At 67.9% G+C, this 24891-nt stretch carries 25 protein-coding genes; 15 read left to right on the top strand and 10 right to left on the bottom strand.

The annotated features are described in order from the left end of the window. Positions 1-24: 24 nt before the first annotated feature. Positions 25-630: a hypothetical protein gene (locus tag GNX71_RS31535; protein WP_206176040.1), complete on the bottom strand. Its 606-nt coding sequence runs from the start codon at positions 628-630 to the stop codon at positions 25-27. Beyond that, entirely contained in the window at positions 627-2663 is a 2037-nt protein-coding gene (gene htpG, locus GNX71_RS31540) for a molecular chaperone HtpG (protein WP_206176041.1), read from the bottom strand. Before htpG ends, GNX71_RS31535 begins: the two co-directional genes overlap by 4 nt. Before the next feature lie 282 nt (positions 2664-2945). Here htpG and GNX71_RS31545 point away from each other — a divergent pair, with 282 nt between their 5' ends. The 7 genes from GNX71_RS31545 (at position 2946) to GNX71_RS31575 (ending at position 9170) form a co-directional block, all read left to right on the top strand. Next, entirely contained in the window at positions 2946-5234 is a 2289-nt protein-coding gene (locus GNX71_RS31545) for an SdrD B-like domain-containing protein (protein ID WP_206176042.1), read from the top strand. A gap of 62 nt (positions 5235-5296) precedes the next feature. Beyond that, positions 5297-5908 carry a hypothetical protein gene (locus GNX71_RS31550; RefSeq protein WP_206176043.1) on the top strand — a complete coding sequence of 204 codons (612 nt, stop codon included), beginning with the start codon at positions 5297-5299 and terminating at the stop codon, positions 5906-5908. Further along, positions 5908-6570, top strand: a complete 663-nt coding sequence (locus GNX71_RS31555) for a hypothetical protein (protein ID WP_241027099.1) — start codon at positions 5908-5910, stop codon at positions 6568-6570. Before GNX71_RS31550 ends, GNX71_RS31555 begins: the two co-directional genes overlap by 1 nt. A 5-nt stretch (positions 6571-6575) precedes the next feature. Further along, entirely contained in the window at positions 6576-7061 is a 486-nt protein-coding gene (locus tag GNX71_RS31560) for a hypothetical protein (protein WP_206176044.1), read from the top strand. Next, on the top strand, positions 7058-7897 hold the full coding sequence (locus GNX71_RS31565; protein WP_241027100.1) for a hypothetical protein: 840 nt from the start codon (positions 7058-7060) through the stop codon (positions 7895-7897). The genes GNX71_RS31560 and GNX71_RS31565 overlap by 4 nt, the downstream gene beginning before the upstream one ends. Then, on the top strand, positions 7894-8577 hold the full coding sequence (locus GNX71_RS31570) for a hypothetical protein (protein ID WP_241027101.1): 684 nt from the start codon (positions 7894-7896) through the stop codon (positions 8575-8577). Before GNX71_RS31565 ends, GNX71_RS31570 begins: the two co-directional genes overlap by 4 nt. Positions 8578-8651: 74 nt before the next feature. After that, positions 8652-9170, top strand: a complete 519-nt coding sequence (locus tag GNX71_RS31575; protein ID WP_206179799.1) for a DUF3761 domain-containing protein — start codon at positions 8652-8654, stop codon at positions 9168-9170. A 115-nt stretch (positions 9171-9285) separates the two neighbouring features. Here the strand turns inward: GNX71_RS31575 and GNX71_RS31580 are convergent, their stop codons facing one another. Both GNX71_RS31580 and GNX71_RS31585 read right to left on the bottom strand, forming a co-directional pair. Beyond that, complete coding sequence (locus GNX71_RS31580; RefSeq protein WP_206176045.1) at positions 9286-10323, bottom strand: ABC transporter substrate-binding protein; 1038 nt, start codon at positions 10321-10323, stop codon at positions 9286-9288. 72 nt (positions 10324-10395) lie between these two features. Further along, entirely contained in the window at positions 10396-11307 is a 912-nt protein-coding gene (locus tag GNX71_RS31585; protein ID WP_206176046.1) for a LysR substrate-binding domain-containing protein, read from the bottom strand. Positions 11308-11407: 100 nt separating this feature from the next. Between GNX71_RS31585 and GNX71_RS31590 the strand changes: the two genes are divergently transcribed. Further along, complete coding sequence (locus GNX71_RS31590; RefSeq protein ID WP_206176047.1) at positions 11408-12418, top strand: NAD(P)-dependent alcohol dehydrogenase; 1011 nt, start codon at positions 11408-11410, stop codon at positions 12416-12418. Positions 12419-12598: 180 nt separating this feature from the next. Beyond that, positions 12599-13306 carry an aquaporin Z gene (gene aqpZ, locus GNX71_RS31595; RefSeq protein ID WP_206176048.1) on the top strand — a complete coding sequence of 236 codons (708 nt, stop codon included), beginning with the start codon at positions 12599-12601 and terminating at the stop codon, positions 13304-13306. A gap of 24 nt (positions 13307-13330) precedes the next feature. Here the strand turns inward: aqpZ and GNX71_RS31600 are convergent, their stop codons facing one another. The 5 genes from GNX71_RS31600 to GNX71_RS31620 all read right to left on the bottom strand — a co-directional run bounded on the left by GNX71_RS31600 (position 13331) and on the right by GNX71_RS31620 (position 17892). Beyond that, positions 13331-13669, bottom strand: coding sequence for a hypothetical protein (locus GNX71_RS31600; RefSeq protein ID WP_206176049.1), 339 nt, complete (start codon positions 13667-13669; stop codon positions 13331-13333). Positions 13670-13794: 125 nt separating this feature from the next. Then, positions 13795-15171 carry an ATP-binding protein gene (locus GNX71_RS31605; protein WP_206176050.1) on the bottom strand — a complete coding sequence of 459 codons (1377 nt, stop codon included), beginning with the start codon at positions 15169-15171 and terminating at the stop codon, positions 13795-13797. After that, entirely contained in the window at positions 15168-15824 is a 657-nt protein-coding gene (locus GNX71_RS31610) for a response regulator transcription factor (RefSeq protein ID WP_206176051.1), read from the bottom strand. The genes GNX71_RS31605 and GNX71_RS31610 overlap by 4 nt, the downstream gene beginning before the upstream one ends. 123 nt (positions 15825-15947) lie before the next feature. Continuing rightward, the gene (locus tag GNX71_RS31615) at positions 15948-17051 is read right to left on the bottom strand and encodes a winged helix DNA-binding domain-containing protein (protein WP_206176052.1); all 1104 of its coding nucleotides are present in this window, start codon (positions 17049-17051) and stop codon (positions 15948-15950) included. Between the two features lie 10 nt (positions 17052-17061). Then, complete coding sequence (locus tag GNX71_RS31620; protein WP_042581349.1) at positions 17062-17892, bottom strand: pseudouridine synthase; 831 nt, start codon at positions 17890-17892, stop codon at positions 17062-17064. A gap of 83 nt (positions 17893-17975) precedes the next feature. On the opposite strand from GNX71_RS31620, the gene GNX71_RS31625 reads away from it, so the two are divergent. The 6 genes from GNX71_RS31625 to GNX71_RS31650 all read left to right on the top strand — a co-directional run bounded on the left by GNX71_RS31625 (position 17976) and on the right by GNX71_RS31650 (position 24163). Next, positions 17976-19046, top strand: a complete 1071-nt coding sequence (locus GNX71_RS31625) for a bifunctional nicotinamide-nucleotide adenylyltransferase/Nudix hydroxylase (protein WP_206176053.1) — start codon at positions 17976-17978, stop codon at positions 19044-19046. Positions 19047-19110: 64 nt separating this feature from the next. Continuing rightward, positions 19111-20556, top strand: coding sequence for a nicotinate phosphoribosyltransferase (locus GNX71_RS31630; RefSeq protein WP_206176054.1), 1446 nt, complete (start codon positions 19111-19113; stop codon positions 20554-20556). Between the two features lie 210 nt (positions 20557-20766). Continuing rightward, positions 20767-21909: a glycosyltransferase gene (locus GNX71_RS31635; RefSeq protein WP_206176055.1), complete on the top strand. Its 1143-nt coding sequence runs from the start codon at positions 20767-20769 to the stop codon at positions 21907-21909. After that, on the top strand, positions 21906-22400 hold the full coding sequence (locus tag GNX71_RS31640; RefSeq protein ID WP_206176056.1) for a hypothetical protein: 495 nt from the start codon (positions 21906-21908) through the stop codon (positions 22398-22400). The genes GNX71_RS31635 and GNX71_RS31640 overlap by 4 nt, the downstream gene beginning before the upstream one ends. Next, positions 22397-22942: a dual specificity protein phosphatase family protein gene (locus GNX71_RS31645; protein ID WP_206176057.1), complete on the top strand. Its 546-nt coding sequence runs from the start codon at positions 22397-22399 to the stop codon at positions 22940-22942. Before GNX71_RS31640 ends, GNX71_RS31645 begins: the two co-directional genes overlap by 4 nt. Positions 22943-23032: 90 nt before the next feature. Further along, positions 23033-24163 (top strand): zinc-binding dehydrogenase, encoded by a 1131-nt coding sequence (locus GNX71_RS31650; RefSeq protein WP_206176058.1) that lies wholly within the window; start codon positions 23033-23035, stop codon positions 24161-24163. A 25-nt stretch (positions 24164-24188) separates the two neighbouring features. Here GNX71_RS31650 and kdpE read toward each other — a convergent pair whose 3' ends face one another. Beyond that, entirely contained in the window at positions 24189-24887 is a 699-nt protein-coding gene (gene kdpE, locus GNX71_RS31655) for a two-component system response regulator KdpE (RefSeq protein ID WP_206176059.1), read from the bottom strand. Between the last annotated feature and the right edge of the window lie 4 nt (positions 24888-24891).

A 24891-nucleotide genomic window follows, 5' to 3' on the forward strand; every position in this document is an offset into this window, starting at 1 on the left:
CGGATGAATGGAAGGACGCGACCATCAGGGCGCGACGGGATTGCCCGGCGAGCCGAGGCTGCCGGCCGAAGCGGCGGCAGCAGGGGCCGGTGTGCTGTAGGAAACGCGCACCGCGGAAGGCTGCGGCGCGGCGGCGGCAACCGGTCGGGTCACACTGCCCTTGGTGACGGTCACCGGCGCAGCCGGCGGAACCAGCGCCACGGGAGCGGCGCCGGTGACGCCGGACGTACCGGAAATCGGCACCGTGGCCCCCACCGCCGCCGTGGTGACCGGCGCGGCGCCGCCCGCAGGCGCATACCCCGGCTTGCCCGCATTCGGGTCGTGCAACACCACGCTCTTGCCCACGCCGACGCCGGTGCCGATCGGCCCGATGCCGACGCCCACACCCACGCCCGCGTTGCCGGCGACCACGCCGGTGTTGTTGACCGAGACGCCCGCGCCGAGCGGGCCCCAGCCGGTGTTCAGGCCGACGGAGAAATTGCCGTCCTTGCTGGCGCCCAGCCCGAGCGAGAGCCCGGGCACCAGCGGAATACCGATGTGATAGTGCGAACAGCCGCTCACCAGGAGCATCGTCAGCAGCGCCGCCGGAGCGACGGCTGCTGCACGAAGGGTGCGCGGCCGGGCCGTCACACCAGCAGCGCGTTGACGCGCCTCACGTAGGCGGCGGGGTCGGCCGGGAGGCCCCCTTCGGCGAGCAGCGCCTGGTCGAAGAGGATGTTGGCGAGGTCGTCGAAGTGCTCGGAGCTCTCCAGCTTCTTCACGAGCGCGTGCTCGGCGTTGACTTCGAGCACCGGCTTCAGGTCGGGCGCGGGCTGGCCGGCTTGCTTGAGCATGCGCGCGAGCTGCGTGCTCATGCCGCCGTCCTGCACCACGAGGCAGGCGGGCGAGTCGACCAGGCGGGTGGTCACGCGCACGTCGTCGGCCTTGTCCTTGAGAGCTTCCTTCAGGCGCTCGAGCAGCGGCTTGAAGGATTCGGCGGCTTCCTCGGCGGCCTTCTTCTCGGCCTCGTCCTGCAGCTTGCCCAGGTCGACCGCGCCCTTGGCCACGCTCTGCAGCGGCGTGCCGTCGAATTCGGTGAGGTAGTTGAGCGACCACTCGTCCACGCGGTCGGTCATGAGCAGCACCTCGATGCCCTTTTTCTTGAAGACTTCTAGCTGCGGGCTGTTCTTGGCGCCGGCCAGGGTGTCGGCCGTGATGTAGTAGATCGCGTCCTGGCCGTCCTTCATGCGCGCCTTGTAGTCGGCCAGGCTCACGGTCACGGCGTCGCTGGTGCTCGAGGCGAAGCGCAGCAGCTTGGCGATGCGGTCGCGGTTGCCCATGTCTTCGCCGAGGCCCTCCTTGAGCACCGCGCCGAACTCGGCGTAAAACTTGGCGTACTTACCGGATTCGTCAGCGGCTGCGGCGGCCGTTTCAGCGGCGGTGGGCGTGTTCTTGTCGACCACATCGGTCACACCTTCGGTCGGCTCGGGGGCCGGCACCGATTCGCCCGAGCCCACGTCGATCTTGCCCTCTCCGCTCTCGGGCGCGGTCTTCTGCTTCTTCGCCAGGTCCTCGAGCATCGAGAGCACGCGCTTGGTGCTGCCTTCGCGGATGGCCTTCACATCGCGGCTTTCCTGCAGCAGCTCGCGGCTCACGTTCAGCGGCAGGTCGGCCGAGTCGATCACGCCTTTGACGAATCGCAGGTAGCTCGGCAGCAGCGCCTCGGCGTCGTCCATGATGAAGACGCGCTTGACGTACAGCTTGACGCCCGCGCTCTTGTCACGGTTCCACAGGTCGAACGGCGCCTTGGCCGGGATGTAGAGCAGCTGCGTGTATTCGGTGCTGCCCTCCACGCGGTTGTGGCTCCAGGCGAGCGGCGCCTCGTAGTCGTGGCTGATGCTCTTGTAGAACTCCTCGTACTGCTCGGGCGTGATGTCCTTCTTGGGGCGGCTCCAGAGGGCGTTGGCCTTGTTGACCGTTTCCCACTCGCCGGTCTTCACCATGTCGCCGGGCTGGTCGTTCTCGCCTTCCTTCCACTCTTCCTTTTCCATGAGGATCGGGAGCGAGATGTGGTCGGAGTACTTGCCAACGATCTGCTTCAACTTCCAGGCATTGAGGTATTCGTCGGCGTCGTCGCGCAGGTGCAGCGTGATGCTCGTGCCACGTTCGGCGCGGGTGATGTCGGCCACCTCGAAGTCGCCGGCGCCGCCGCTGACCCAGCGCACGCCCTGGTCGGCCGGCAAGCCGGCGCGGCGCGATTCGACGCTGATCTTGTCGGCCACGATGAAGCCCGAATAGAAGCCCACGCCGAACTGGCCGATGAGCTGCGCGTCGGCCTTCTGGTCGCCGCTGAGCTTGCTCATGAAGTCCTTGGTGCCGCTCTTGGCGATCGTGCCCAGGTTGTCGATGGCTTCCTGGCGCGACAGGCCGATGCCCTTGTCGGTGATGGTGAGGGTGCGCGCGGCCTTGTCGAACGTGAGGCGCACGTCCAGGTCGGGCTGGTCTTCGTACAGCTCGGGGTGGTCGAGCGCCTCGAAGCGCAGCTTGTCGCACGCGTCGGACGCGTTCGAGATCAGCTCGCGCAGGAAGATTTCCTTGTTGGAGTAGAGCGCATGCGTGACGAGGTGCAGCAGTTGCGCGACTTCGGCCTGGAAGGGGAGTTTGGTATTGGAAGAGTCAGCCATGAGGGAGAAATGTCGAGATCGAAAAAATTCTAAGTCGGCGCGGCGACCGAAAGACGACGCGGTGCCAACTTCTTCAGCTGAGGCGCAGTGTTCCAAAAACAACGATGAGGTTCGTAAAAGGGCGGAGCTTTTCACGATCGGGTCGGAACAATTTGGCACAGGCCGCCAAAATTAGTACTTTCAGCTGATAAAAGTTACTTTAATTAACAGTTGTGAACTACTCTCCGCACCCTGTGATTGCAACCGGGGCCGCACTGCCCAAAGGAACGGAGATGTTGTTCGATGACGAGCGTGGCCCTGTCGATTGCCGCCGGCCCGGCCGGAATGCCGTGGCGCCTCGTCGTCGCGCGGCTGGGCACGGGCTGCCTAGCCGCGCTGGCCTGTCTCTCGCAGGCGATGGCGCAGACCGGCTCAGGGAAGGCGACGGCCGTGCAAGCCGCCGCGCCTGATGCCCGCATCCAGCCGATGGACCGCGCCCAGGCAGAGCAGGCGCGCCTGAAGGCGCTCATCGAGGCCGCCCCCAAGGCCTACCAGGACAACTTCATGAGCGCGCCGGAAGCCGGCGCCACATCCGCCGACGACACCGCCGAAGAGGCCGAACAGCCGCAGGGCTTTCGCGCCTGGCTGGTCGAGAGCCGCATCGGCTTCGGCGATTCGAAGACCTCCGGCTACGGCCGGCAGCGCGCGGCCGAGTTTGGCCAGCGCCTCGAATACCGCCGCGAGACGCTCAACTACGGGGAATTCGTGCTGCAGGCCGACGGCCGCCACCTGAGCGGCGACAGCCTGGCCAGCGGCAGCAGCGTCGGATCGCTCGGCTACGCGCGGGACGCGAGCAGCGGCCGCATCACGCTGCGCAATCTCGGCTTTCCGATCACCCCGGAGACCTTCGCCGACAGCGCGGTGGGCGACATCTACAGCGAGCTGACCGAAGGGCTCGGCCGCAACTACCGCCTTTCGCTCGGCAGCACCACGGTGCGCGGCGCATCGACGCGCATCTTCAACAACAGCACCGACCTGCGCGCCGGTTTCGGCGAGCGCGGCTCCCTGACCGGCGGCCCGTATCCCGGCTTCGAGAAGAACCAGGGCACGCTCGGCTGGCTCGGCCTCACGCAGCGCCTGGGCGACAAGTGGTTCGCCGCCGCGCAGGTGGACCAGGCGCGCGACATCCCGGCGTACTACACCGACCCGCTCACCGGGCAGGGCTTCGGCTCCAAGAGCGTCACGAGCTGGGCCACCTCGCTGGGCTACGGCCGCGAGGTGGCGCAGAGCGGCGACTTCAAGGCCCGCGCCACGCTGCTCGGCAGCCGCATCGGTTCGCAGACGCCGGGCGTCGCCACCGGCGATTCGCAGGGGCTCTTCGTCGAGGCGAGCGCGCGCACCGGCCTCTATCGCCACGAATTCGGCGCCTACACGGCAAGGCCGAACCTGTACTTCGGCGACTACGCCGTGGCCACCGGCACGCGCGGCGCCTACTGGCGCGCGGACCGCAACACGAGCCGCATGAGCTGGGGCGGCGGCCTCGACTACGAGCGCGCGCAGCCCGATGCCAACTTCAATCTCTCGGGCTACAGCCGTACCGGTGGGAACGGCAATTTCCAGTACCTGTTCGATCGCAACACGTCGGCCGGCGGCAGCGTGAGCGTCTACCAGACGCGCTATGAAAAGACCCCGGCCGCCTCGGCCGGCAGCAACAGCACGGCCGACTCGCGCAGCCTCTACGGCAACGCCTTCTACCAGACGCGTTTCTTCGACCTGCCGCGCAGCCGCCTGAGCCTCACGGTGCGGCGCAACGAGCTGATCGTGCTCGGCGATCAGGCCGCCACCGGCGAGGAACTGCAGTGGGAGCAGGACTGGATCGGCGGACGCTACGAGAACATGCGCCCCGAGCTCACCACCACCCTGGGCTACGCGCACGACAAGAGCGGCGGCGTGGCGCGCGACTACCCCACGGCGGGCGTGCAGTTCCGCTACTGGCTCGACAGCGGCTTCAACATCTCCGGCAACCTGCGCTACACCTCGCAAAGCGGCGGCCTGTACACCAGCCGCGGCCTGTCGGGCTCGCTCGTGGCCGAGAAGGAACTCGCCAAGGGCTGGCGCGTGGGCTTCTCGGCCAACTTCAACCAGGCGCGCGCCGCCGTGGTGCCGACATCGATCTCGGGCCCGCAGCTCTATCGCAGCAACGACAAGACCGCCTACATCTACCTGCGCTGGGAGGGCAGCGCGGGCACCGCCTTCCAGACCGCTGGCGTGCGCGGCAGCGGTTCGGGTGCCGGCGGCGGCAGCGTGGCCGGGCGCGTGTTCTTCGACGCCAACCGCGACGGCGCGCAGCAGTCCGGCGAAGGCGGCGTCGCCAACGTCGAGGTGCAGCTGGACGGCCGCTACCGCACCACGACCGACCGCGACGGCCGTTTCGAATTCCCGTTGGTGACGACCGGTCGCCATCAACTGACGCTCACCCTCGACAGCGTGCCGCTCCCTTGGGGCGTGGCCGGCGACAGCGGCGTGAGCGTCAATGTTCCCTTGCGTGGCCAGGCCACCGCCGAGATCCCCGTGGTCAAGGTGGGCGAATGAGCGACGTTTCTTTCCGGTCTTTCTTTGTGTCTCCCTTCATCTTTCTCAACCAAGGCAATTTCATGATCCGCAGTTCCATCGCCCATCGCATGCTCGCCATTTCCGTGGCGGCCCTCTCCCTCTTCACCGGCGGCGCCGCCATGGCCGAAAGCCAGTACGGCTCGGGCACCGGCACCATCACCGCGCAGGCCAATGTCAAGCTGAGCGTGGTCGTGCCCAAGCTCATCCTGCTGCGCGTGGGCGCGACCAACACCACGCAAGACACGGTGAGCTGGACGTCGGCCCTGAGCATCCCCGGCGTTGCGCCGACCACCCCGCTGGCCACAGCCGCCAACACCAACGTGGACTGGAGCGGCGCGGCTCCGACCGTGACCACCACCACCGCCGCCGGCGCACTCACCGTGTACGCCTGGACCAACGCCGGCGCCGGCACCATCAACTGCGCAGTGGCCGCATGGAACGCCACGGGCGGCCCGGCGAACGCCAACTTCACGGTGGCGACGACCGGTACGCTGCCGCACCCGGGCGCCAACCTCGGTGCCTGCGCCTCGACGCCGTTCCCCTCCAACCAGGTGGCCACGGGCACATGGACGTACGCTCTGGGCGGCACGCCGGCCAGCTGGACCGCGAACACGTACACCACCACCATCACCTACACCGCACAGGGCATCTGATGCATTTGCGAGCAGCGCACGTCGACGGAGCCGGCCGCAAGGCACGGCGCCGGTGGCGCGGCCTGCTCGGGGCCGCGGTGCTGGCGGCGGGCGCCGCCATGCCCGCCGGCGCGGTCATCACGACGGTGTCGGACACCGGCGGCGTCTATGCCATTTCGCTGCGGGTCGGCTCCCTGACCGGCATCGATACCGTGGCGTTCAACGTGACCGGCAACAACGTGGCCCTGACGCCCACGGCGGTGACGGGCTCGCAGACCATCGACGTCTCGGTCACGCCGATCCGGCCCGCGAATTCGTCGGCCACGGCACGGCCGGTGATGCTCAAGGTCGACTCGCAACTGGGCCTGCCCTGCCAGTCGGGCGGCTGCACCGGCACCACCATTCCCTTCAGCGACATCAGCTGGGTCGCCAGCAACAACGGCGCCGCCGCGACAGGCGACATCCAGAGCGGCCGTTTCACCGGCGCCACCGATCAGCAGATCGCGAGCTTCAATGCCAACGCGACCTTCTGCTCGTTCCCGCTCATCATCTTCTGCCTGGGCTACACCTATCAGTCGAACGCGATGAACGCGACACGACTGCAGTTCAGCTACGACAACGACGTCGTCTACCCGGCCGGCAACTACAAGGGCACCGTGCGCTTCACGGCGTCCATGGAGTAACGCACGTGCACCTGGCCACCCGAACCGCTGCATGCGCCGGCTTCCTCGTGTGCCTGGCGCTTCCCGCCAGCGCGCTGGTCGCACGGCTGGACGACTCCACCTCGCCCCGCGCCCAGGTCAACAGCGACTTCCGCAACGCGCAGCCCATCGACGGCACCAGCTTCAACCTGCCGTTCGGGCGCATCGAATACCGGCTCGCCACCGCGCCCTACATCGGCCGGCGCGCGCGCATCTTCTACGTGATTCCCGCGGGCATCCCGGGCCTGCGCTCGCCCTCGGGCCTGCAGGTGCAGTGGCGCGGCAACGGAGCCTTTGCGAGCGGCAACGCACGCCCAGGCGAGCGCGTACCGGTCTGGAGCGGCACCGTCGCCACGGCGTGGATGAACGAAACCTTCGACCTCACGCTGCGCATCGATCCGCGCGAACTTCGCCTGCCATCGGGCGCATCCCTGAGCTTCGAATCGATCTTCGAAATCGAGACCCTGCCATGAACAAGTTTCTTCTTCACACCCGCACGCTGCCGCAATGGCTGCGCGCCTCCTCCTTCTTTTTGCTGCTGGCATGCGCCGGCGCCGCGACGGCCGCGCCGTTCGAGATCGCCGTCTCCCCCTCGCGCTTCGAGGTGTCGGGCAAGAGCGGCGCGCGCCTGGGCCAGTCGCTGGACATCCACAACCTCGCGTCGGCCCCCACCGAGGTGTCGGTGCGCACCATCGACTGGAGCTACTCGGCCGACGGCAACATCACCTACCACGACGACCTGCAGCCCGGCAGCTGCCGGCCCTGGGTCGCGCTGGAACGGCGCAGCGTGACAGTGCCCGCGCGCGGCAAGAAATCGTTCCGCTTCCAGATCGATCCGCCGGCGGGTTCGCCGCGCGGCGAGTGCCGTTTCATGATCGCCATCGAGGGCACCGAGCCCGCGCAGCAGACCATCATCCAGGGCGGCGGCGCCAGCCTGAGCCTGCCGGTGACCGGGCGCATCGCGGTGGCCGTGTATCTCATGCTCGACGGCGCCGAGCCCAAGCTCGAGATGAAGCAGATCGCGAGCGGCGAGGCCGGCGGCAAGCGCCGCACCGTCGTGACCGTGACCAACACCGGCGACGCGCACGGTCGCCTCGAAGGCAGCCTGGACGCGACCGACAGCAAGGGCCGCGCCTTCGAGCTGGTGCCCGAGGGCACGCCGATCCTGCCGGGCCAGACCCGCACGCTGGCGCTGGTGCCCAAGGGCGAGAGCGGCCAGCCCGCGCTGGAGCCGGTCTACCCGGTGAAGACCAGCGGCACGCTGGACTGGGACAAGGGCAGCTTCAAGGTGGACGCGGAGCTCAAGTGACACTGCGCGCGGACATGCGGCGCACCCGACCCGCCCGCGCTGCCGTTCGCGGCATGGCGGCGCTCGCCTGCGCGGCGGGCATCGCCGCGACGATGCCCGCCGCGCAGGCCGACTCCAGCACGTCGACCAGCGGCATCAACGTTCCGCGCAGCACCCAGGCGAGCCTGGACTTCACGATCGCCATCCAGAAGTTCATCTTCTTTCGCATCGGCAACGGAGACTTCCCCACGCCCGGCGGCACGACCAGCACTGTGAGCTTCACGCTCACGCCTTCGATTCCGGGCGGTCCCACCACGCCGGCCGCGGGCAACAACACGGCGGTGAACTGGAGCGGCGCGGCGCCGGGCTTCACGGTCACGCCCAACGGCAACGTGCTGCCTGTGGAGGTGCGCAGCAATGCCGGGCAGGTCATCCTGCGCGCCACCGCGACGGCACCGCTCGCCAACGGCGCGAACACCATTCCCCTGTCGGAAATCACCATCCTTTCCAGCAACGTCAACCTGCCCGCGCCAGCGATTCCCAATACCGGCACGGGCATCGGCGTGACCGTGATCGGCACCAGCTTCAACAACCTGGTGACGCAGCGCAACGCGGACTGGACCTTCTCGTACCTGAACTCGGCCAGCCGCACCGCCGGCACCTACAGCGGCACGGTCACGTTCACGGCCAGCACGCCCTGATCCGGGGCTGGTCAGCTTCCGCTGGGATCGGGCGCCGAAGCTGTGCGCTCCAACAACGGGAGCCCCCAATGACGATGAACCGCCACACGATGCTGCTGATCGCAGCCTGCCTCGGCCTGAGCGCCCTGACCGCCCAGGCCCAGGTGCCCGCCGATGCGCCGGCCGGCACCACCGTGCAGTGCAAGGACGGCAGTTATGCCTCGCCCGACGCCAAGTCGGGCGCGTGCAGGGGCCACAAGGGCATCAAGACATGGTTCGGCAAGACGGCAGACGCGAAGGCCGCGCCGGCCGCCGCCACTGCGCTCGCACCTACCGCGACGCCCGCGGTCGAAACCCAGTCGGCCGCCGTCAGCAAGACCGGCGTTGCGCCGAGCACCGGCACCGCGACCCGCACACCCGGCGCACCCGACCTCACCAAGATGGCCGCGGCACCCGGCGGCGGTGCCGGCAAGGTGTGGGCGAACGACGAAACCAAGGTCTACCACTGCATGGGCGACCGCTACTACGGCAAGACGAAAAAGGGCGAGTACCTGAGCGAGGCCGATGCCAAGGCCAAAGGCATGCACGCCTCGCACAACAAGGCATGTGGCTAGGCACTCCCCCAGGCTTCGCGCACTGCGTGTCGCTTCTCCTTCCCCCTCGCCGGGGGCAACACCTGCGGCCCGGCGAAGCCGGTTCCGCGGTGTTTCTTGAAAGGTGCGGTGCCCCTTATCGGGGCTGCGATTCGACCTCCCGCGTCCACCGGTCGATCAACCGCTTGCGCTCGGCCGCCTGCCCGTACTTCTGGAAGTCGTACCTGATGAGCTTCACGTCGGCCATCGACGGAATGCGCGCATCGGGCTTGAAGGTCTTGTTGGCCGGCGATTGCAGGCTGCCCGCCTGGCCGCCGATGGCCTGGCCCTTGGGGCTCATGAGCCAGTCGTAGTAGCGCCTGGCGTTCTCCTTGTTGCGCGCGCCCTTCACCAGCGCGATGCCGCCGATCTCGTAGCCCGTGCCTTCGCAGGGTGCAGCGGTCTTCACTGGAAATTTGTCGTAGCGCCAGCGCTCGAAGCCGAAGATGAAGCTCACGCCGATGGCCACCTCGCCCTTGGCCACGTTGGGCGCCTGCGCCTGGCCGCTGCGGGTGTAGCTGGTGACGTTTTTGTGCAGCTTCTTGAGGTAGTCGAAGGCCGCGTCCTCGCCCATCTGCTGCACGAGGCCCGCGATGATGGTGTACGCCGTGCCGCTCGATGCCGGGTGCGAGATCTCGATCTCGCCCTTGTATTCGGGCTTAATCAGATCGGCCCAGCATTTGGGCTCATGCAGCTTCTTCTTTTTGAGCACGTCGGTGTTGAAGCCGAAGCCGATCGCGCTCGTGTAGAAGCCGCCCACCATGTTCTGCGACAGCGCGTACTGCCGCACCGCCCAGTCGTGCAGGTCGTTGATGTAGGCCGGGCGATAGGGTTCGAGCAGGCCCTGCTCGGCCGCCTGCAGGAACGGGTCGCCGGTGCCGCCCCACCAGATGTCGGTCTTGGGGTTCGCCGCCTCGGCACGCAGCTGTGCACCGATCTCGCCGGTGCCCTTGTGCGCCTGCTGCACCTTGATGCCGGTCTCGCGCGTGAAGGCCGCGGCCGCCGCCTCGCACCAGCCCGCGTCGGTGCTGCACAGCGCATTGACCGTGCCCTGCGCGGCTGCGTGCTGCGAAGGCAGGAGAAGCGCCGCGAGGGCAACGGTGGCTGCGATGTTCCGGATGGCAAAGAGGCGCATGCGTTTCTCCTCGGGATGACGTGTTGTTTGTTCGAAGACGCAGGATAGCGCCCGCGTTGCAGATCACGACGATCACGGCACCGCCAGCAGCGGCGGCAGGTGCTCGGCCAGCCAGTCGATCACCACGCGCGTCTTGAACGGCAGGTAGCGGCTGCGCGCGCGAATCACGTTCAACTCGAAACCGAAGGGCTTCGGCTCCTCGAACACGCGCACCAGCGTCCCGGCGGCGAGCGCATCGGCCGCGAGCCATGCGGGCAGGCGCGCCAGGCCCATGCCGCCGATGGCCGCTTCGAGCAGCACCTCGGCGCTGTCGCAGCGCAGCCGCGAAGGCAGCGTCACTTCGACGAGCCGGCCTTCGGCATCGTGAAAGCGCCAGGTCGAGACCTGGCCGTCGCGTGCATAGAGCACGGCCTCGTGCGGTGCCTGCAGCGCCTCGATGCCGCGGGGATGCCCGCGCTCGTCGAGGTAGGCGGGCGCGGCGCACAGCGCCATCCACTGCACGCCGACCGACCGCGCGACCAGGTCCGAGGTGTCGGGCAGTTCGCCGCTGCGGATCGCGAGATCGAGGCCCTCTTCGACCAGGTCCACGCGCCGGTCGCTGAACCCCAGTTCGAGCGAAAGCCCCGGATGCCGCCGCGCCAGCGCCAGCAACAGCGGCCCGATCTTGAGCCGGCCGAGCATCGCCGGCATGCTCAGGCGCACGAGGCCCGCTGCGGTGCTGCGCGCCACGTCGGTGAGGGCCTCGGCCGCATCGAGCTCGGCCAGCGCGCGCCGGCAACGCTCGTAGTAGCCGTGGCCTTCCTCGGTGAGGCTCTGGCTGCGCGTGGTGCGCAGGAACAGCCGCGTGTCCAGCCGCGCCTCGAGCCGCGCGATGCTCTTGGCGACCGCCGAACGGGTGACGTGCAGCCGCTGTGCCGCGAGCGCGAAGCTGCCCGCCTCCACCGCCGCGACGAATTCTTCGATGCCTTGAAGGCGTTGGCTCATTGGATACTTTCAGGCGCCATCAAAGAGAAAATTATCCGCCACCGGATAGTTTTCATCGTCAATAGCATCAAGGCTTCGCTTTTTCCTGGAGCCTCTTTCGATGCAAGAACCTGAAACGCTGCGCCGCTGGCAGCTTCCCCAATTCGGCCGCGCCCACCTCGCACAGGCCGAAGCGCCGCTGCCCGTGCCGGGCGCGGGCCAGATCCTCGTGCGGGTGGGCGCCGTGTCGCTCAACTACCGCGACCTGCTGATGATTCGCGACGGCATGGGCATGAAGCTCGACATGCCCTTCACGCCCGGCTCCGACATGGCGGGCACGGTGGTGGCCACCGGCGCAGGCGTGACGCGCTTCGCCGTGGGCGACCGCGTCGTCAACACCTTCTGGGGTGGGTGGATCGACAGCCACTGGCACGACGCGGCCGTGCTCGCCGGCGGGCCCGGGCCGGGCATGCTCGCATCGCATGTCCTGATCGATGCGGCGTGGGCCGTGGCCGCGCCCGAGACCCTGAGCCTGGCCGAAGCCAGCACGCTGCCCTGCGCAGGCCTCACCGCATGGTTCGCGCTCGCCGAGACCGGCGGGTTGCGCGCGGGCGAGACCGTGCTGATCCATGGCACCGGCGGCGTCGCGCTGTTCGGCCTGCAGCTCGCGCGGCTGCATGGCGCACAGACCATCGTGGTGACGGGCAGCGAGGACAAGCGCGAGCAGACGCTTGCGCTCGGTGCTTCGCATGTACTGCTGCGCAACGGCGACTGGCCGGCCGAAGTGCGCCGGCTCACGAACGGACGCGGCGCGGACCATGTGCTCGAGCTGTCGAGCGGCCCGAACCTCGATCGCTCGCTGCAGGCCGTGAAGCAGGGCGGACGCGTGTCGATCATCGGCATGCTCGGCGGCGAGACCTTGAGCGCGTCGTTCTATGCGATGGTGCTCGGCCGCGTGACGGTGCAAGGCATCGGCGTCGGCCACCGGCGCGCGCTCGAAGACCTCGTGCGCGCCATCGACATCAATGCGCTCAAGCCAGTGGTTGCAGCGCAGTACGAATTCGATGCGCTGCCCGCTGCACTCGACCACCTGGAACGCGGCGCATTCGGAAAGATCGTCATCACACTTTGAAGTATTGAGTCCTTCCGTTCACATGCAACGCAGTTGCGGCAGCGCACAAAACTTGCGCGATCCGTGAAGAGATTCCGTTCGCTGCAACGAGGTGCTCGACGCTCTCCATTTCTCGTTTCAGAATGCGCCCGCGCCTGGTTCTGGACCATGCGCGCCTTCTCAACTTCAGGATGGAGCGTTATGGAACACAGTACCTACAAAAAATGGTCGGCCGAGTTCATTGGTACTTTCTGGCTCACGCTCGGAGGCTGCGGAAGCGCAGTTCTGGCAGCGGCCTTTCCGGGTGTCGGCATCGGCCTGCTCGGGGTCTCGCTGGCCTTCGGTCTCACGGTGGTGACAGGGGCCTATGCGCTGGGGCCGATCTCCGGCGGCCACTTCAATCCAGCGGTGTCGATCGGCCTCGCCGCCGCGGGCCGCTTCAAGGCCTCGCAACTTGCAGGCTACATCGTGTCGCAGGTGCTCGGTGCCATTGCGGCGGCCGGCATTCTCTATCTGATCGCCACGGGCAAACCGGGCGCGGACATCGGCGGCTTCGCCACCAACGGCTATGGCGAACACTCGCCCGGCAAGTACGGCCTTTACGCCGCCGCGCTGTGCGAAGTGGTGATGACGGCCGTGTTCCTGATCGTGATCCTGGGCTCGACAGCCAAGCGCGCAGCCGGTGGCTTCGCGGGCCTGGCCATCGGCCTGTGCCTCACGCTGATTCACCTGATCTCGATTCCTGTGACCAACACGTCGGTGAACCCGGCGCGCAGCACAGGCCCGGCCCTCTTCGGGCCGTCCTATGCGGTGTCGGAACTGTGGCTCTTCTGGGTCGCACCCATCGCGGGCGCGATCATCGGCGCGGTGATCTACCGCGCGCTGCTCAGCAACGGCAACGACGACTGAGCGTCGCCGCGCCGTCGACCGAGGTCAGCTGCCGTTGGCCGACTTCACCAGCGGCAGCGAGGTCGACTGGCCGATCGATTCGGTGCCGCTCGGATGCGCAGCGGCCATCGCGCCGGCCTGCACTTCGGTGTCCGAGACCTTCGACAGCATTGCGGGTGCGCTGGTCGACTGGCCGATCGATTCGGTGCCGCTCGGGCGCGCAGCGGCCATCGCACCCGCCTGGACCTCGGGCTTTTCGGGCGAGTTCATCTGCAGCGGATGGAAGTCGGAGCCATCGGTCGTTTCGGCCGATGCATTGACGGTGCCCAGCGCTGCGAGCGCAGCGAAGGAACCAATGGCGAGAAGCTTGAAGGAAATGCGCATGGTGTGTTCTCCTGAGGGCAGGTTGTCTCCGGTCTCGTGCCATCGCGCGAACTGCGCGTGGCAGGACCTGAGCGCACTCTAGGCACCCTGACTGAGATGAGCGTGAGCGAAGAGTTAGGTGCGGCTTAGGGCAATGACGGCAGATGCACGCGCGCCATGAGCCCCGGGCCATCGTCGCGGTTGCGCAATTCGATCCGCATGCCATTGCGCTCGGCAGCGGTTTGCGCAATCGCCAACCCGAGTCCGCTGCCACCGGCTGCGGCGCCGGGCACGCGGAAGAAGCGATCGAACACACGACCCATCGCTGACGGCGGAATCCCCGGCCCGTTGTCGAGCACATCGACCACCGCATGGCCTTCGACCTCATGCAGCCGCACGTCGACCACGCCACCTTCGGGCGCATAGCGCAGCGCGTTGTCGATCAGGTTGTCGAACACGCTGCGCAACTCGGACGCCGGCGCGGACACCACCGGCGTGATGCTGCCTTCGAAGCCCACGTCCACACGCCGCGCGTCGGCCAGCACCATCAGCTGGCTCACGCTCTCGCGCAGCAGCACCTCGATGTCGATGGCCTCGCGCGCCATGGCGCGCTGCGGCGCATCCTGCCGCGAGAGGCTCAACAGTTGCTCGATGAGGTGCTGCGCGCGCGTCACGCCCGCTTCGAGCTGGTTGAAACGGTCGGTGGCTTCGCCGGCCGGCACGTGCGCGCGCAGGTTCTCGATCTGCAGGCCGATCGCGGCCATCGGCGTGCGCAGCTCGTGCGCCGCGTCCTGCACGAATCGGCGCTGTGTCGCAAAGGCGCTGCGCACGCGCGAGAGCAGGTTGTTGAACGCGCCCACCAGCGGCGTGATTTCGTCGGGCACGCGCGCGAGCGACAACTCGGTGGGGCTGCGCTCGTCCTGCGAGGCCACGTCGCGCGCCACGCCACGCAGCGAGCGCGAGGCCGCCGAAACGATGAGCCACAGGATCAGCAACGCGGCCGGCAGCAGCAGCGCGATCGGCAGGCCTTCGAGCAACGCGCGGCGCAATGCGCGGCGGCGGCGGTAGTCCTCGTTCTGCAGCACCTGCACGCGCGGCTGGTCGGCGCGCGGACCGGGTTCGGCGGTGAAGACACGCCAGCTCGAATGCGCATGGGCGCCCGTGGTCACGTTGCGAAAGCCCTTGCCGGACTGCAGCGGCACCGACAGCGCAGGCCACGAGCTCGCGCGCAGCGTCGCACCGTCGGCGCTCCAGATCTGCACGACGAAGGCGCCGCGCGAGAACGCGGCGTCGCCGTCGATCGCGCGGGGCGTCTTGGGCGGATCGTTGCCGGTGTACGACTCGGCCACCAGCTGCATCTGCTCGTCCAGCGCGTTATGGACCAGGTTGCCATAAGCCAGAAAGGAGAACCAGGCGGTGAGCACCGCCGCGATGACGTGCAGCGTGATCAGCCACAGCAGCAACTGCGTGCGCAGCGAGCGCGGTCGCCACCAGCGGCCGGGCTGCGCGGCGCCGTCCGTCATGCAGCCACGCGCCACCCGAGCCCGCGCACGTTGCGGATCGACTCGGCGCCGAGCTTGCGGCGCATGCCGTGGATCAGCACGTCGATGGCGTTGCTCGTCACTTCCTCGCCCCAGCCGTAGATGCGGTTCTCCAGCTGTTCGCGCGAGAGGATGGCGCCCGGCCGTTCCAGCAGCGCATGCAGGAGAGCGAACTCGCGCGCGGTGAGCGCCTCGCGCGCGCCGTTCACCAACACCTCGCGCGTCGTCAGGTCGAGCTGCAACGTGCCGCTGCCCACCAGCGAATGCGCCGCGCCATCGCGGCGGCGCACCACGGCCCGCATGCGCGCGAGCAGCTCGCGGAACTCGAAGGGCTTGAGCAGGTAATCGTCGGCACCGAGGTCCAGGCTGTTGATGCGGTCGTCCAGGCCGTCGCGCGCGGTGAGCACCAGCACCGGTGTCGCATCGCCGCGTTCGCGTGCGCGCCGCAGCACGTCGGTGCCGTCCTGCTTGGGCAGGCCCAGGTCGAGCAGCACGCAGGTGTAGCCACCGTCGCCCAATGCGCTCTGCGCAAGCTCGCCGTCGCGCACCCAGTCGGCGGACCAGCCCGCACCCTCGAGCGCCTGTTTCAGGCTGCGCCCGATCATTTCGTCGTCTTCCACCAAAAGCACGCGCATTGCGGCGACTCCTTCGGCCGCAAGGTAGCACGTGATCGGGATGATCGGTAGTGGGTCCTGCGCCGAGGCGCAGCGTAGGGGTGGAGTCTTAGGCAAGCCTTAGGCGTCGTGCAGGCGCAAGGGTCACAGCACGCGCACGTCGTGCCGCTCGCCTTCGCCGTCCGTTGCAAAGGCCAGCAGACGCATGGCCTCTTCCTCCACGCCGAGCCGGTCGGCCTTCGACCAGCGCGTGAAGGGCTCCAGCACCACCGTCGCCGTGCCCTTCGCCCGCTCGATCTTCCAGGTGCCCGCCACGAAGCCGTCGAGCAGCACCGTGCCGCGCACGATGCCGTTGATGGTGAACACGCGGGCGCGGTGCGACTCGCTCAGCACGCGGCTGCGGTCGGCGTGCGAGAGCAGCAGGTTGTCCCATTCGGCGACAAGGCGCGGCGGCGCGGGCGTGTCTGGATCGGGACGCGGCGCGCGCGGCAGGTCGAACAGTTCCTGGCCCTGCTCGCCGGTGAACACGCGCAGTTGCGGCCTCAGGCGCTCGGCCACGGCCTTCCAGCCGGTGAGGCCCGACCACGCGCCGGCATCGGCGAGCGTGGCGGGGCCGAAGGCGGCCAGGTAGCGCAGCAGCAGGTCCTCCTGCGTGGCGGGAGTGACATCGGCGGCGGATTCGCCGAGCCACTGCCCGATGGGCTGCAACTGCGCGTTCTGATGCGAATTCCAGTTGCCCGCGGGCGGCAGGTGCACCAGCGGCACGTTGTTGCGGATGAGTGCGGCGAGCGAGGCGGGTGAGCGGTCTTTCCAACGCAGCGCGAGTGCCTGCCCGAGTTCGGTGCTGGTGAGCGGGCCGCCTTCCAGCAGCGCCCACCCGGCCTTCACCACGGCGGCCCGGTCGATGCCTTCGAGCGCCCGCGAATGTTCGCCCGACAGTCCCCGCTGGTGCACGGCTTCGAGCAACGGACGCCAGGCCAGCGCATCCGAAGCGGCCATCAGGTGCAGGGTCGCGCGCAGCGTCGACATGCGCACGATGCGGCGCTTCTTCAGTGCGTCGGCGAGCTGCTCGCGGCGAAAGCCTTCGAGCCGGCTCCACAGGCCGATGTAGGGCGGGTTCGGCGCCTGCGCCTGAAGGCCGCCCAGTTTTTCGATGGCCTGCAGGGCCGTCGCCTTGCGCCGCTCCAGCAGCATCTGCCGCGCCAGCGTGGCCCGGTTCAGCGCGCGCTGGCTCAGCAGGGCGGCCATCGGCGAACGCTCAGAACTTCTCGTGCGGCCCGAGGTAGCGCCACTGCCCCACCGGCAGGTTGCCGAGCATCACCTTGCCGATGCGCACGCGCTTCAAGCCCACCACCTTGAGGCCGACCAGTTCGCACATGCGGCGGATCTGGCGCTTCTTGCCCTCGGTGAGTACGAAGCGCAGCTGCTCGGGGTTCTGCCATTCGACCCGCGCCGGCTTGAGCGCCTGGCCGTCGAGGCTCAGGCCGTGGCGCAGCTTCGCGAGCATCGCCGGGGGAAAGACCGCCTGCACGTTCTGCGTGACGGGATCGTCGTCGTCCATGCGGATGAGCTGCCCCGTCGGTGCGGCTTGGCCCGGGCCGTAGTAAGCCACGCGCACCAGGTATTCCTTCTCCATCACCGAGTCTTCGCCGATCAGCTGGCGTGCGATGCGGCCGTCCTGCGTCATCACCAGGAGGCCGATCGAATCGATGTCGAGCCGACCGCATGGTGCAAGGCCGCGCAGCTGCTGGGGACTGAAGAAGAAGCGCGCGTTGTCGTCGGCCCAACGGTTCTGCGGTGTGAACAGCGTGACCGCGGGTTCATGGCCGTCTTCGGCCTGCCCGCTGACATAGCCGATGGGCTTGTTGATCAGGATGGTGACCTGGTTCGCCTGCTGGCCCTTGGCGGCCTTGTCGATCTCGATGCGGTCCGACGGCGTGACCTTCACGCCCATCTCGGCCGGCTTGCCGTTCACCTTCACCCAGCCGTTGGCGATCCACTCGTCGGCCTCGCGGCGCGAGCACATCTTGAGTTCGGCCATGCGCTTGTTCAGGCGCACGGGAGCATGGGGGGAAGAGGGCTCGGTCATCGAAAGGCTTGATTCATGGGCGGCACCGATGCTATCCTGAACGCAAGCGCAAGTTGATTGCGCCAATTTTGGGGGATTCCCAAGTGAGCACACGCAAGTACCAGTACGCCATCGTCATCGGGCGTTTCCAGCCCGTTCATTTCGGTCACCAACGACTCATCGAAGAGGGCCTCCGCGCCGCCGATCGGGTCATCGTGGTGGTCGGCTCCGACCGCAAGCCCCGGAGCGTCAAGAACCCCTTCACCTTCGACGAACGCGAACGCATGGTGCGCGCCTGCTTGCGCGGCACCGAGCAGATGCGGGTGAGCGTCGTCGGCGTGGGCGACTCGCCCTACAACGACCAGATCTGGATCGCGTCGATCCAGTCCGCCGTCGAGCGGCTGATCCAGCAGGACGGCCATGCACCTGCCAAGGCCAAGGTCGCCCTCGTGGGGCACCTGAAGGACGCTTCGAGCTACTACCTCAAGCTCTTCCCGCACTGGGAGTTCGTCGGACAGCACAGCGTGGAGAGCCTCAACGCCACCGACGTGCGCGGCCTCTACTTCGATCCCGAGAACCGCGGCCAGCTCGCACCGGCCGACCTGCCCGACGGCACCGCCGCATTCCTCGAGCAGTTCACGCACACCGCCGACTACGCCGAGCTCTGCGAAGAGAGCGCCTTCCTCGTCGACTACCGCGACAAGTACCGCTATGCGGGCAGCGACTTTCCGCCGATCTACACCACGGTCGATGCCATCGTGGTCGAGGCCGGCCACATCCTGCTGGTGCAGCGCAAGTTCCATCCCGGCAAGGGCACCTGGGCGCTGCCCGGCGGCTTCGTCGGCCAGCACGAGCGGCTGCAGGACGCGGCCATCCGCGAGCTGAAGGAAGAAACCCGCCTGAAGGTGCCCGTGCCCGTGCTCAATGGCAGCATGAAGGCCAGCCACGTGTTCGATGCGCCCGACCGCTCGCAGCGCGGCCGCACGATCACGCACGGCTTCTTCTTCGAGCTGGCGCACAACCAGTGGACGGGCCTGTCGGACGTGCGCGCCGATGACGATGCGGCCGAGGTGCGCTGGGTGCCGATTGCCGAGTTCCTCGACATGCAGGACCGCATCTACGAAGACCACTTCTTCATCGCGAATCATTTTTTGGGTGGCCTGGGCAAGAATTGAACGACCAGGCTTTGTCAGCAAGAACGGCCCCGGTTGACGGGGCCAACGTGAAAGGAGCTTTCACATGAACCGCAATCTCACCTCCTCGCCTTTGGGCAACAACCTGCTGCTGCGCACCGACTCCTACAAGGTGTCGCACTGGATGCAATATCCGCCCGGCACGCAGACCGTCCACAGCTACATCGAATCGCGCGGCGGCATCTTCAGCCATTCGCTGTTCTTCGGCCTGCAGGCCTACCTGCGCGAATATCTGCAGACACCGGTGACGCTCGCCGATGTCGACGAAGCCGCCGCGATGATGGCGGTGCATGGCGAACCCTTCAACCGCGAAGGGTGGCTGCGGCTGATCGAGAAGCACGGCGGGCTGATGCCGGTGCGCATCCGGGCAGTGCCCGAGGGCAGCGTGCTGCCAGTGCACAACGTGCTGGCCACCATCGAGAACACCGACCCCGAGTTCTTCTGGGTCACGAGCTTTCTGGAGACCGAATTGCTGCGCGCGATCTGGTATCCGACCACGGTGGCCACGCTCTCCGCGGCTGCACGTACCACGCTGCTGCGATACCTCGAAGCGACCTGCGACGACCCGCAAGGCCAGATCGCCTTCAGGCTGCACGACTTCGGCGCGCGCGGCGTGTCAAGCCTCGAATCAGCGGCGCTCGGCGGCATGGCGCACCTGGTCAACTTCATGGGCACCGACACGCTGGCCGCACTGGTGGCAGCACGCCGGTACTACGACTGCGACGTGGCGGGCTTCTCGATTCCCGCGGCCGAGCACAGCACCATCACGGGCTGGGGCCGCGACCATGAGTCCGACGCGTACAGCAACATGGTCGACCAGTTCGGCAAGCCCGGCGCCACCTTCGCGGTGGTGAGCGACAGCTACGACATCTTCAATGCCTGCGCGCGCATCTGGGGCGGCGAGCTGAAGGCGAAGGTGGTGGCCTCGGGCGCGACGCTGGTGGTGCGGCCCGACTCGGGCGACCCGGCCGAGACCACGCTCAAGGTGGCGCAGATTTTGGCCGACCGCTTCGGCACCACGACCAATGCCAAGGGCTTTCGCGTGCTGAACAACGTGCGGATCATTCAGGGCGATGGCGTGAACCTCGACTCGCTGCGGTTGTGCCTTTCCAACTTCTTCCACAACGGTTTCTCGACCGAGAACATCTCCTTCGGCATGGGCGGCGGGCTGCTGCAGCAGGTCAACCGCGACACCATGCAATGGGCAATGAAGTGTTCGGCGATGCAGGTGAACGGCGAGTGGCGCGATGTCTACAAGTCGCCGGTGGGCGATGTGAGCAAGGCGTCGAAGAAGGGACGGCTCGCGCTGGTGCGGAACGCGCGCGGTGAAGTGGAGACGGTGCGCGAAGAAACGCTTGCGAATGGGCAAGTGGATCTGCTGCAGACTGTGTTCGAGAACGGGCGCATCGTGGCGAACACCACGTTCGATGCGATCCGTGAACGGGCGGCCATCGGGGTGAACCAGTTCGTCACGTCGCGGGCGCCCCTTTGATGCGGTGATCTTTCGGGGCGGGTGCACAGGCCACCGGGCACTCCCCTCCGCGAATGTCCCCCGGGGCTTCGCCCCTCCTCCTTGATTTCGCTGCGGGGAGCACCCGATGCCCTGCGCACTTGGGCGCGCTGCTGGTGATCGCAGGCCTGAACAACCGGCCAAGGACAGTGCCACACAGCATGTCCATAATCCGCCCAGACAGCCGAACCCATGACCAAACTCCTGATCCTCAGCGTGAGCGCCGGCAACGGCCACGTGCGTGCAGCACAGGCGCTTGCCGCCACCGCCCAGTCCCTCGCCCCGCCCTGCACGGCGGTCCACACCGACGCCATGGCCCATGTGGCCGGCGGCTTTCGCAAGGTCTACACCGACTGGTACATCCAGCTCGTGAACCGCGCACCCGAGCTGTGGTCGTACCTGCACCAGCGCACCGACAGCACGCCGCACCACGCACCTTCGCAGCGCCTTCGCCGGGGTATCGAACGGCTGAGCACCGGCGCGCTGGTGCGCGAGATCCGGCGCGAGAAGCCCGATGCGGTGATCTGCACGCACTTCCTGCCCGCGGAGCTCTTGATGCGCGAACGCAACCGCGGGCGCATCGACTACCCGGTATGGCTGCAGATTACCGACTACGACCTGCACAACATGTGGCTCGTGCCGGGCATGGCCGGTTACCTGGCCGCAACGGAAGAAGTCGCCTTTCGCCTGCGCGCACGCGGCATTCCCGCGGACCGCATCCACGTGACCGGCATTCCCGTGATGCCGGCGTTCTCCGAACCCGATGTGCCGGCACTCGCGCGCAACACCTGCGCTGCAGAACTCGGGCTCGATCCGTCGCGGCCTGTGTTGCTGATGGCTTCTGGCGGTGCCGGCGTGGGCGATCTGCCGAGCATGGTCGAGCGCGTGCTCGGCCTGGGCGGTGAAGGCAACTTCCAGGTGATCGCGGTTGCGGGCCGCAACGCCGAGGCGCACGGCAAGCTGCAGGCACTGGCGGCGCTCCATCCGGGCCGCGTGGTGGCCGTGGGCTTCACCAACGAGATGCACAAGCTGATGGCCGCGGCCGACCTGGTTGTCACCAAGCCGGGTGGCCTGACAGTGTCCGAGTGCCTCGCGCTCGGCAAGCCGATGCTGCTGATCTCGCCGATTCCCGGACAGGAAGAACACAACGCCGGCTTCCTGATGGAAGAAGGCGCCGCCTGGCTCGCCTACGACGCCATCGGGCTTGACTACAAGGTGGCGCGCCTGATGGCCGACCCCGCCAAGCTCGCGAACATGGCTGCGCGCAGTCGCGCGCTCGGCAAGCCGCAGGCCGCGCGCGCCGTGCTGCAGCACGTGCTGGGTGCCGTAGCGTGAGCGGCGAGGTCGAAAAGACCGGCGTGGGCCGCACGCTGGGCTACCTGGTGTGGGTGGTCGTCATGGCCTTCTTCTTCGCCAACGCCGAGATCCAGATCGAGGGCGGTGCGGGCTGGGCCACGTCGCTGCCCACCTGGCGCATCGAGAACAGCATCTGGCTCGACATCTTCTGGGGCGGCCGCGCGATGACCGGCTACCACGCCTGGGTGTTCACCTTCATGGCGCTGGTGTTCTTCTCGCCGCTGGCGTTCAACGGCCGGTGGACATGGCGCAACGTGGGGTTCGCCGTCGCGGGGCTGATCGTCTTCTGGGTCAGCGAAGACTTCATGTGGTTCATCATCAACCCGGCCTTCGGCTGGGCGCGCTTCAACCCGGTCGATGCGTTCTGGCACAAGCACTGGCTGTGGGGCGCGCCGGTCGACTACTGGGGCGGTCTCGCGGTGGCGGCGCTGATCCTGACGGTGCGCCATTGGCGTCGACGCGCGCGATGACGGCGGCAACCGACATCGACGACCTGCGCCCCGGCCACTGGGCCGATCCGCTGGACGAACTGCAGGTCGAGAACCTGCACCGCATCACGCCCACGCTGTACCGCAGCGCACAGCCGCGGCGCGCGAACGTGGCGGCGCTGCAGTCGCTGGGCATCCGCACCATCGTGAGCCTGCGGTCGTTCAACGACGACAAGAAGGTGTTCGCGGGCAGCGGCATCCGGCTCGTGCGCGTGCCGATCAATACCTGGTCCATCGACGATGCGAAGGTGCTGCGCGCATTGGTCGCGATCCGCGAGGCCGAGAAGCAGGGGCCGGTGCTCATCCATTGCATGCACGGCGCGGACCGCACAGGCGTGGTGGCGGCCGTCTACCGCATGGCGGTGCAGGACTGGGACAAAGAGAGCGCGCGCCACGAGATGCTGCGCGGCGGCTACGGCTATCACACGCTGTGGCGCAACATCCCGCGCTACATCGAGCGGCTCGATCCGCTCCGGATGCGCCATGCGCTGGCCCATGCCCCGGTGATTCCGGTGGTGTCCTGAAGGCGCCTGCAGCTTTCGCACCCCGCTCCTATACTGGCCGCCCCGTGGCCGATGGCCATCTCCGAACGACCTTTCACAGGGGCTTCTTCCATGGCACTCCAACTGCGCTCTCTCGTCCGATCGAACGGCGAACTCGAACTCTCGCTGCACGACGAACCCATCCCCGAACCCAAGGCCGATGAAGTGATCGTGCGCGTCGAGGCGTCGCCGATGAACCCGTCGGACCTGGGCCTCCTTTTCGGCGCCGCCGACATGACCACCGCGAAGGCATCGGGCACCGCAGACCGCCCGGTCGTCACCGCCATCGTTCCCGAACGCGCGCGGCCTTCGATGGCAGGGCGGCTCGACCAGTCGATGCCGGTCGGCAACGAAGGCGCGGGCGTGGTGGTCAAGGCCGGGTCGTCGCCGGCCGCGCAGGCGCTGCTCGGCAAGACCGTGGCCGCCATCGGCGGCGCGATGTACTCGCAATACCGCGCCTTCTCTGCCGCGCAATGCCTCGAACTGCCCGCGGGCACGACGCCGGCCGAAGGCGCTTCATGCTTCGTCAACCCGCTCACTTCGCTGGGCATGGTCGAGACGATGCGGCGCGAAGGCCACAAGGCGCTGGTGCACACGGCGGCCGCCTCCAACCTCGGGCAGATGCTCAACAAGATCTGCCAGAAGGACGGCATCGACCTCGTCAACATCGTGCGCAAGCCCGAGCAGGAGGCGCTGCTGCGCGGCATCGGCGCGAAGTACGTGTGCAACGCGACCTCGCCGACCTTTCTGGAAGACCTGACGCAGGCGCTGGTCGACACCGGCGCCACGCTCGCCTTCGACGCCACCGGAGGCGGCAAGCTCGCGGGCCAGATCCTCGGCTGCATGGAAGCGGCGCTGAACCGCACCGCCAAGGAATACAGCCGATACGGATCGACCACGCACAAGCAGGTCTACATCTACGGCGGCCTGGACCGTGGCCCGACCGAGTTCGTGCGCAACTTCGGCATGACATGGGGCATGGGCGGGTGGCTGCTGTTTCCGTTCCTGCAGAAGCTGGGGACGGAAGGCACGCAGCGGCTGAAGGCGCGTGTGGTTGCTGAATTGAAGACGACGTTCGCGAGCAAGTACACGCGGGAGATTTCGCTGTTCGAGGCGCTGCAGCTCGATGCGATCGGGGTGTATGGGAAGCAGGCGACGGGGGAGAAGTTCTTGCTCAATCCGAACAAGGGCGTTGCGGCCTGATCTCCCGCTTGGGGGTGGCGTTCGCCTAGACCACCAGCCGATACCCCACCGCAGTCTCGGTCAGCAAATGTTTGGGCTGCGCCGGATCGGCCTCCAGCTTCTGCCGCAGATGCCCCATGTAGATCCGCAGGTAGTGGCTCTGGTCCGTGTGCGACGGCCCCCACACCTCGCGCAGCAACTGGCGCTGCGTGAGCACGCGGCCTGCATTCGCGACCAGCACGGAGAGCAGCCGGTACTCGGTCGGCGTCAGGTGCACCTCGGCGCCGGCGCGGCGCACGATGCGTGCGGCCCGGTCCAGTTCGATCTCGCCGAAGCGGAAGACGGCTTCGGCAGGCTCGTCGTTGCCGCCGCCAGCTGCGCGCGGGCGGCGCAGGTTGGCGCGCACGCGGGCCAGCAGCTCGCCGGTGCCGAAGGGCTTGGTGAGGTAATCGTCGGCACCGGCATCGAGCGCGGCGATCTTGTCGGCCTCGTCGGTGCGGGCGGACAGCACGATGATCGGCACGGCCGACCAGCCGCGCACGTCGCGGATCAGCGAGACGCCATCGCCATCGGGCAGCCCCAGGTCGAGCACCAGCAGATCAGGTTGCCGCGTCCCTGCCGCGGCGAGGCCGTCGCGCAGCGTGCCGGCCTCGTGCACCAGCCAGCCCTCGGCCTCGAGCGCGCCGCGCACGAAGCGGCGGATCTGCGGCTCGTCCTCGATCACGATGGCGGTGGGGGATGGCATGGCT

Origin of the sequence: Variovorax sp. RKNM96, assembly GCF_017161115.1 — a bacterium.
Lineage (GTDB): Bacteria > Pseudomonadota > Gammaproteobacteria > Burkholderiales > Burkholderiaceae_C > Variovorax.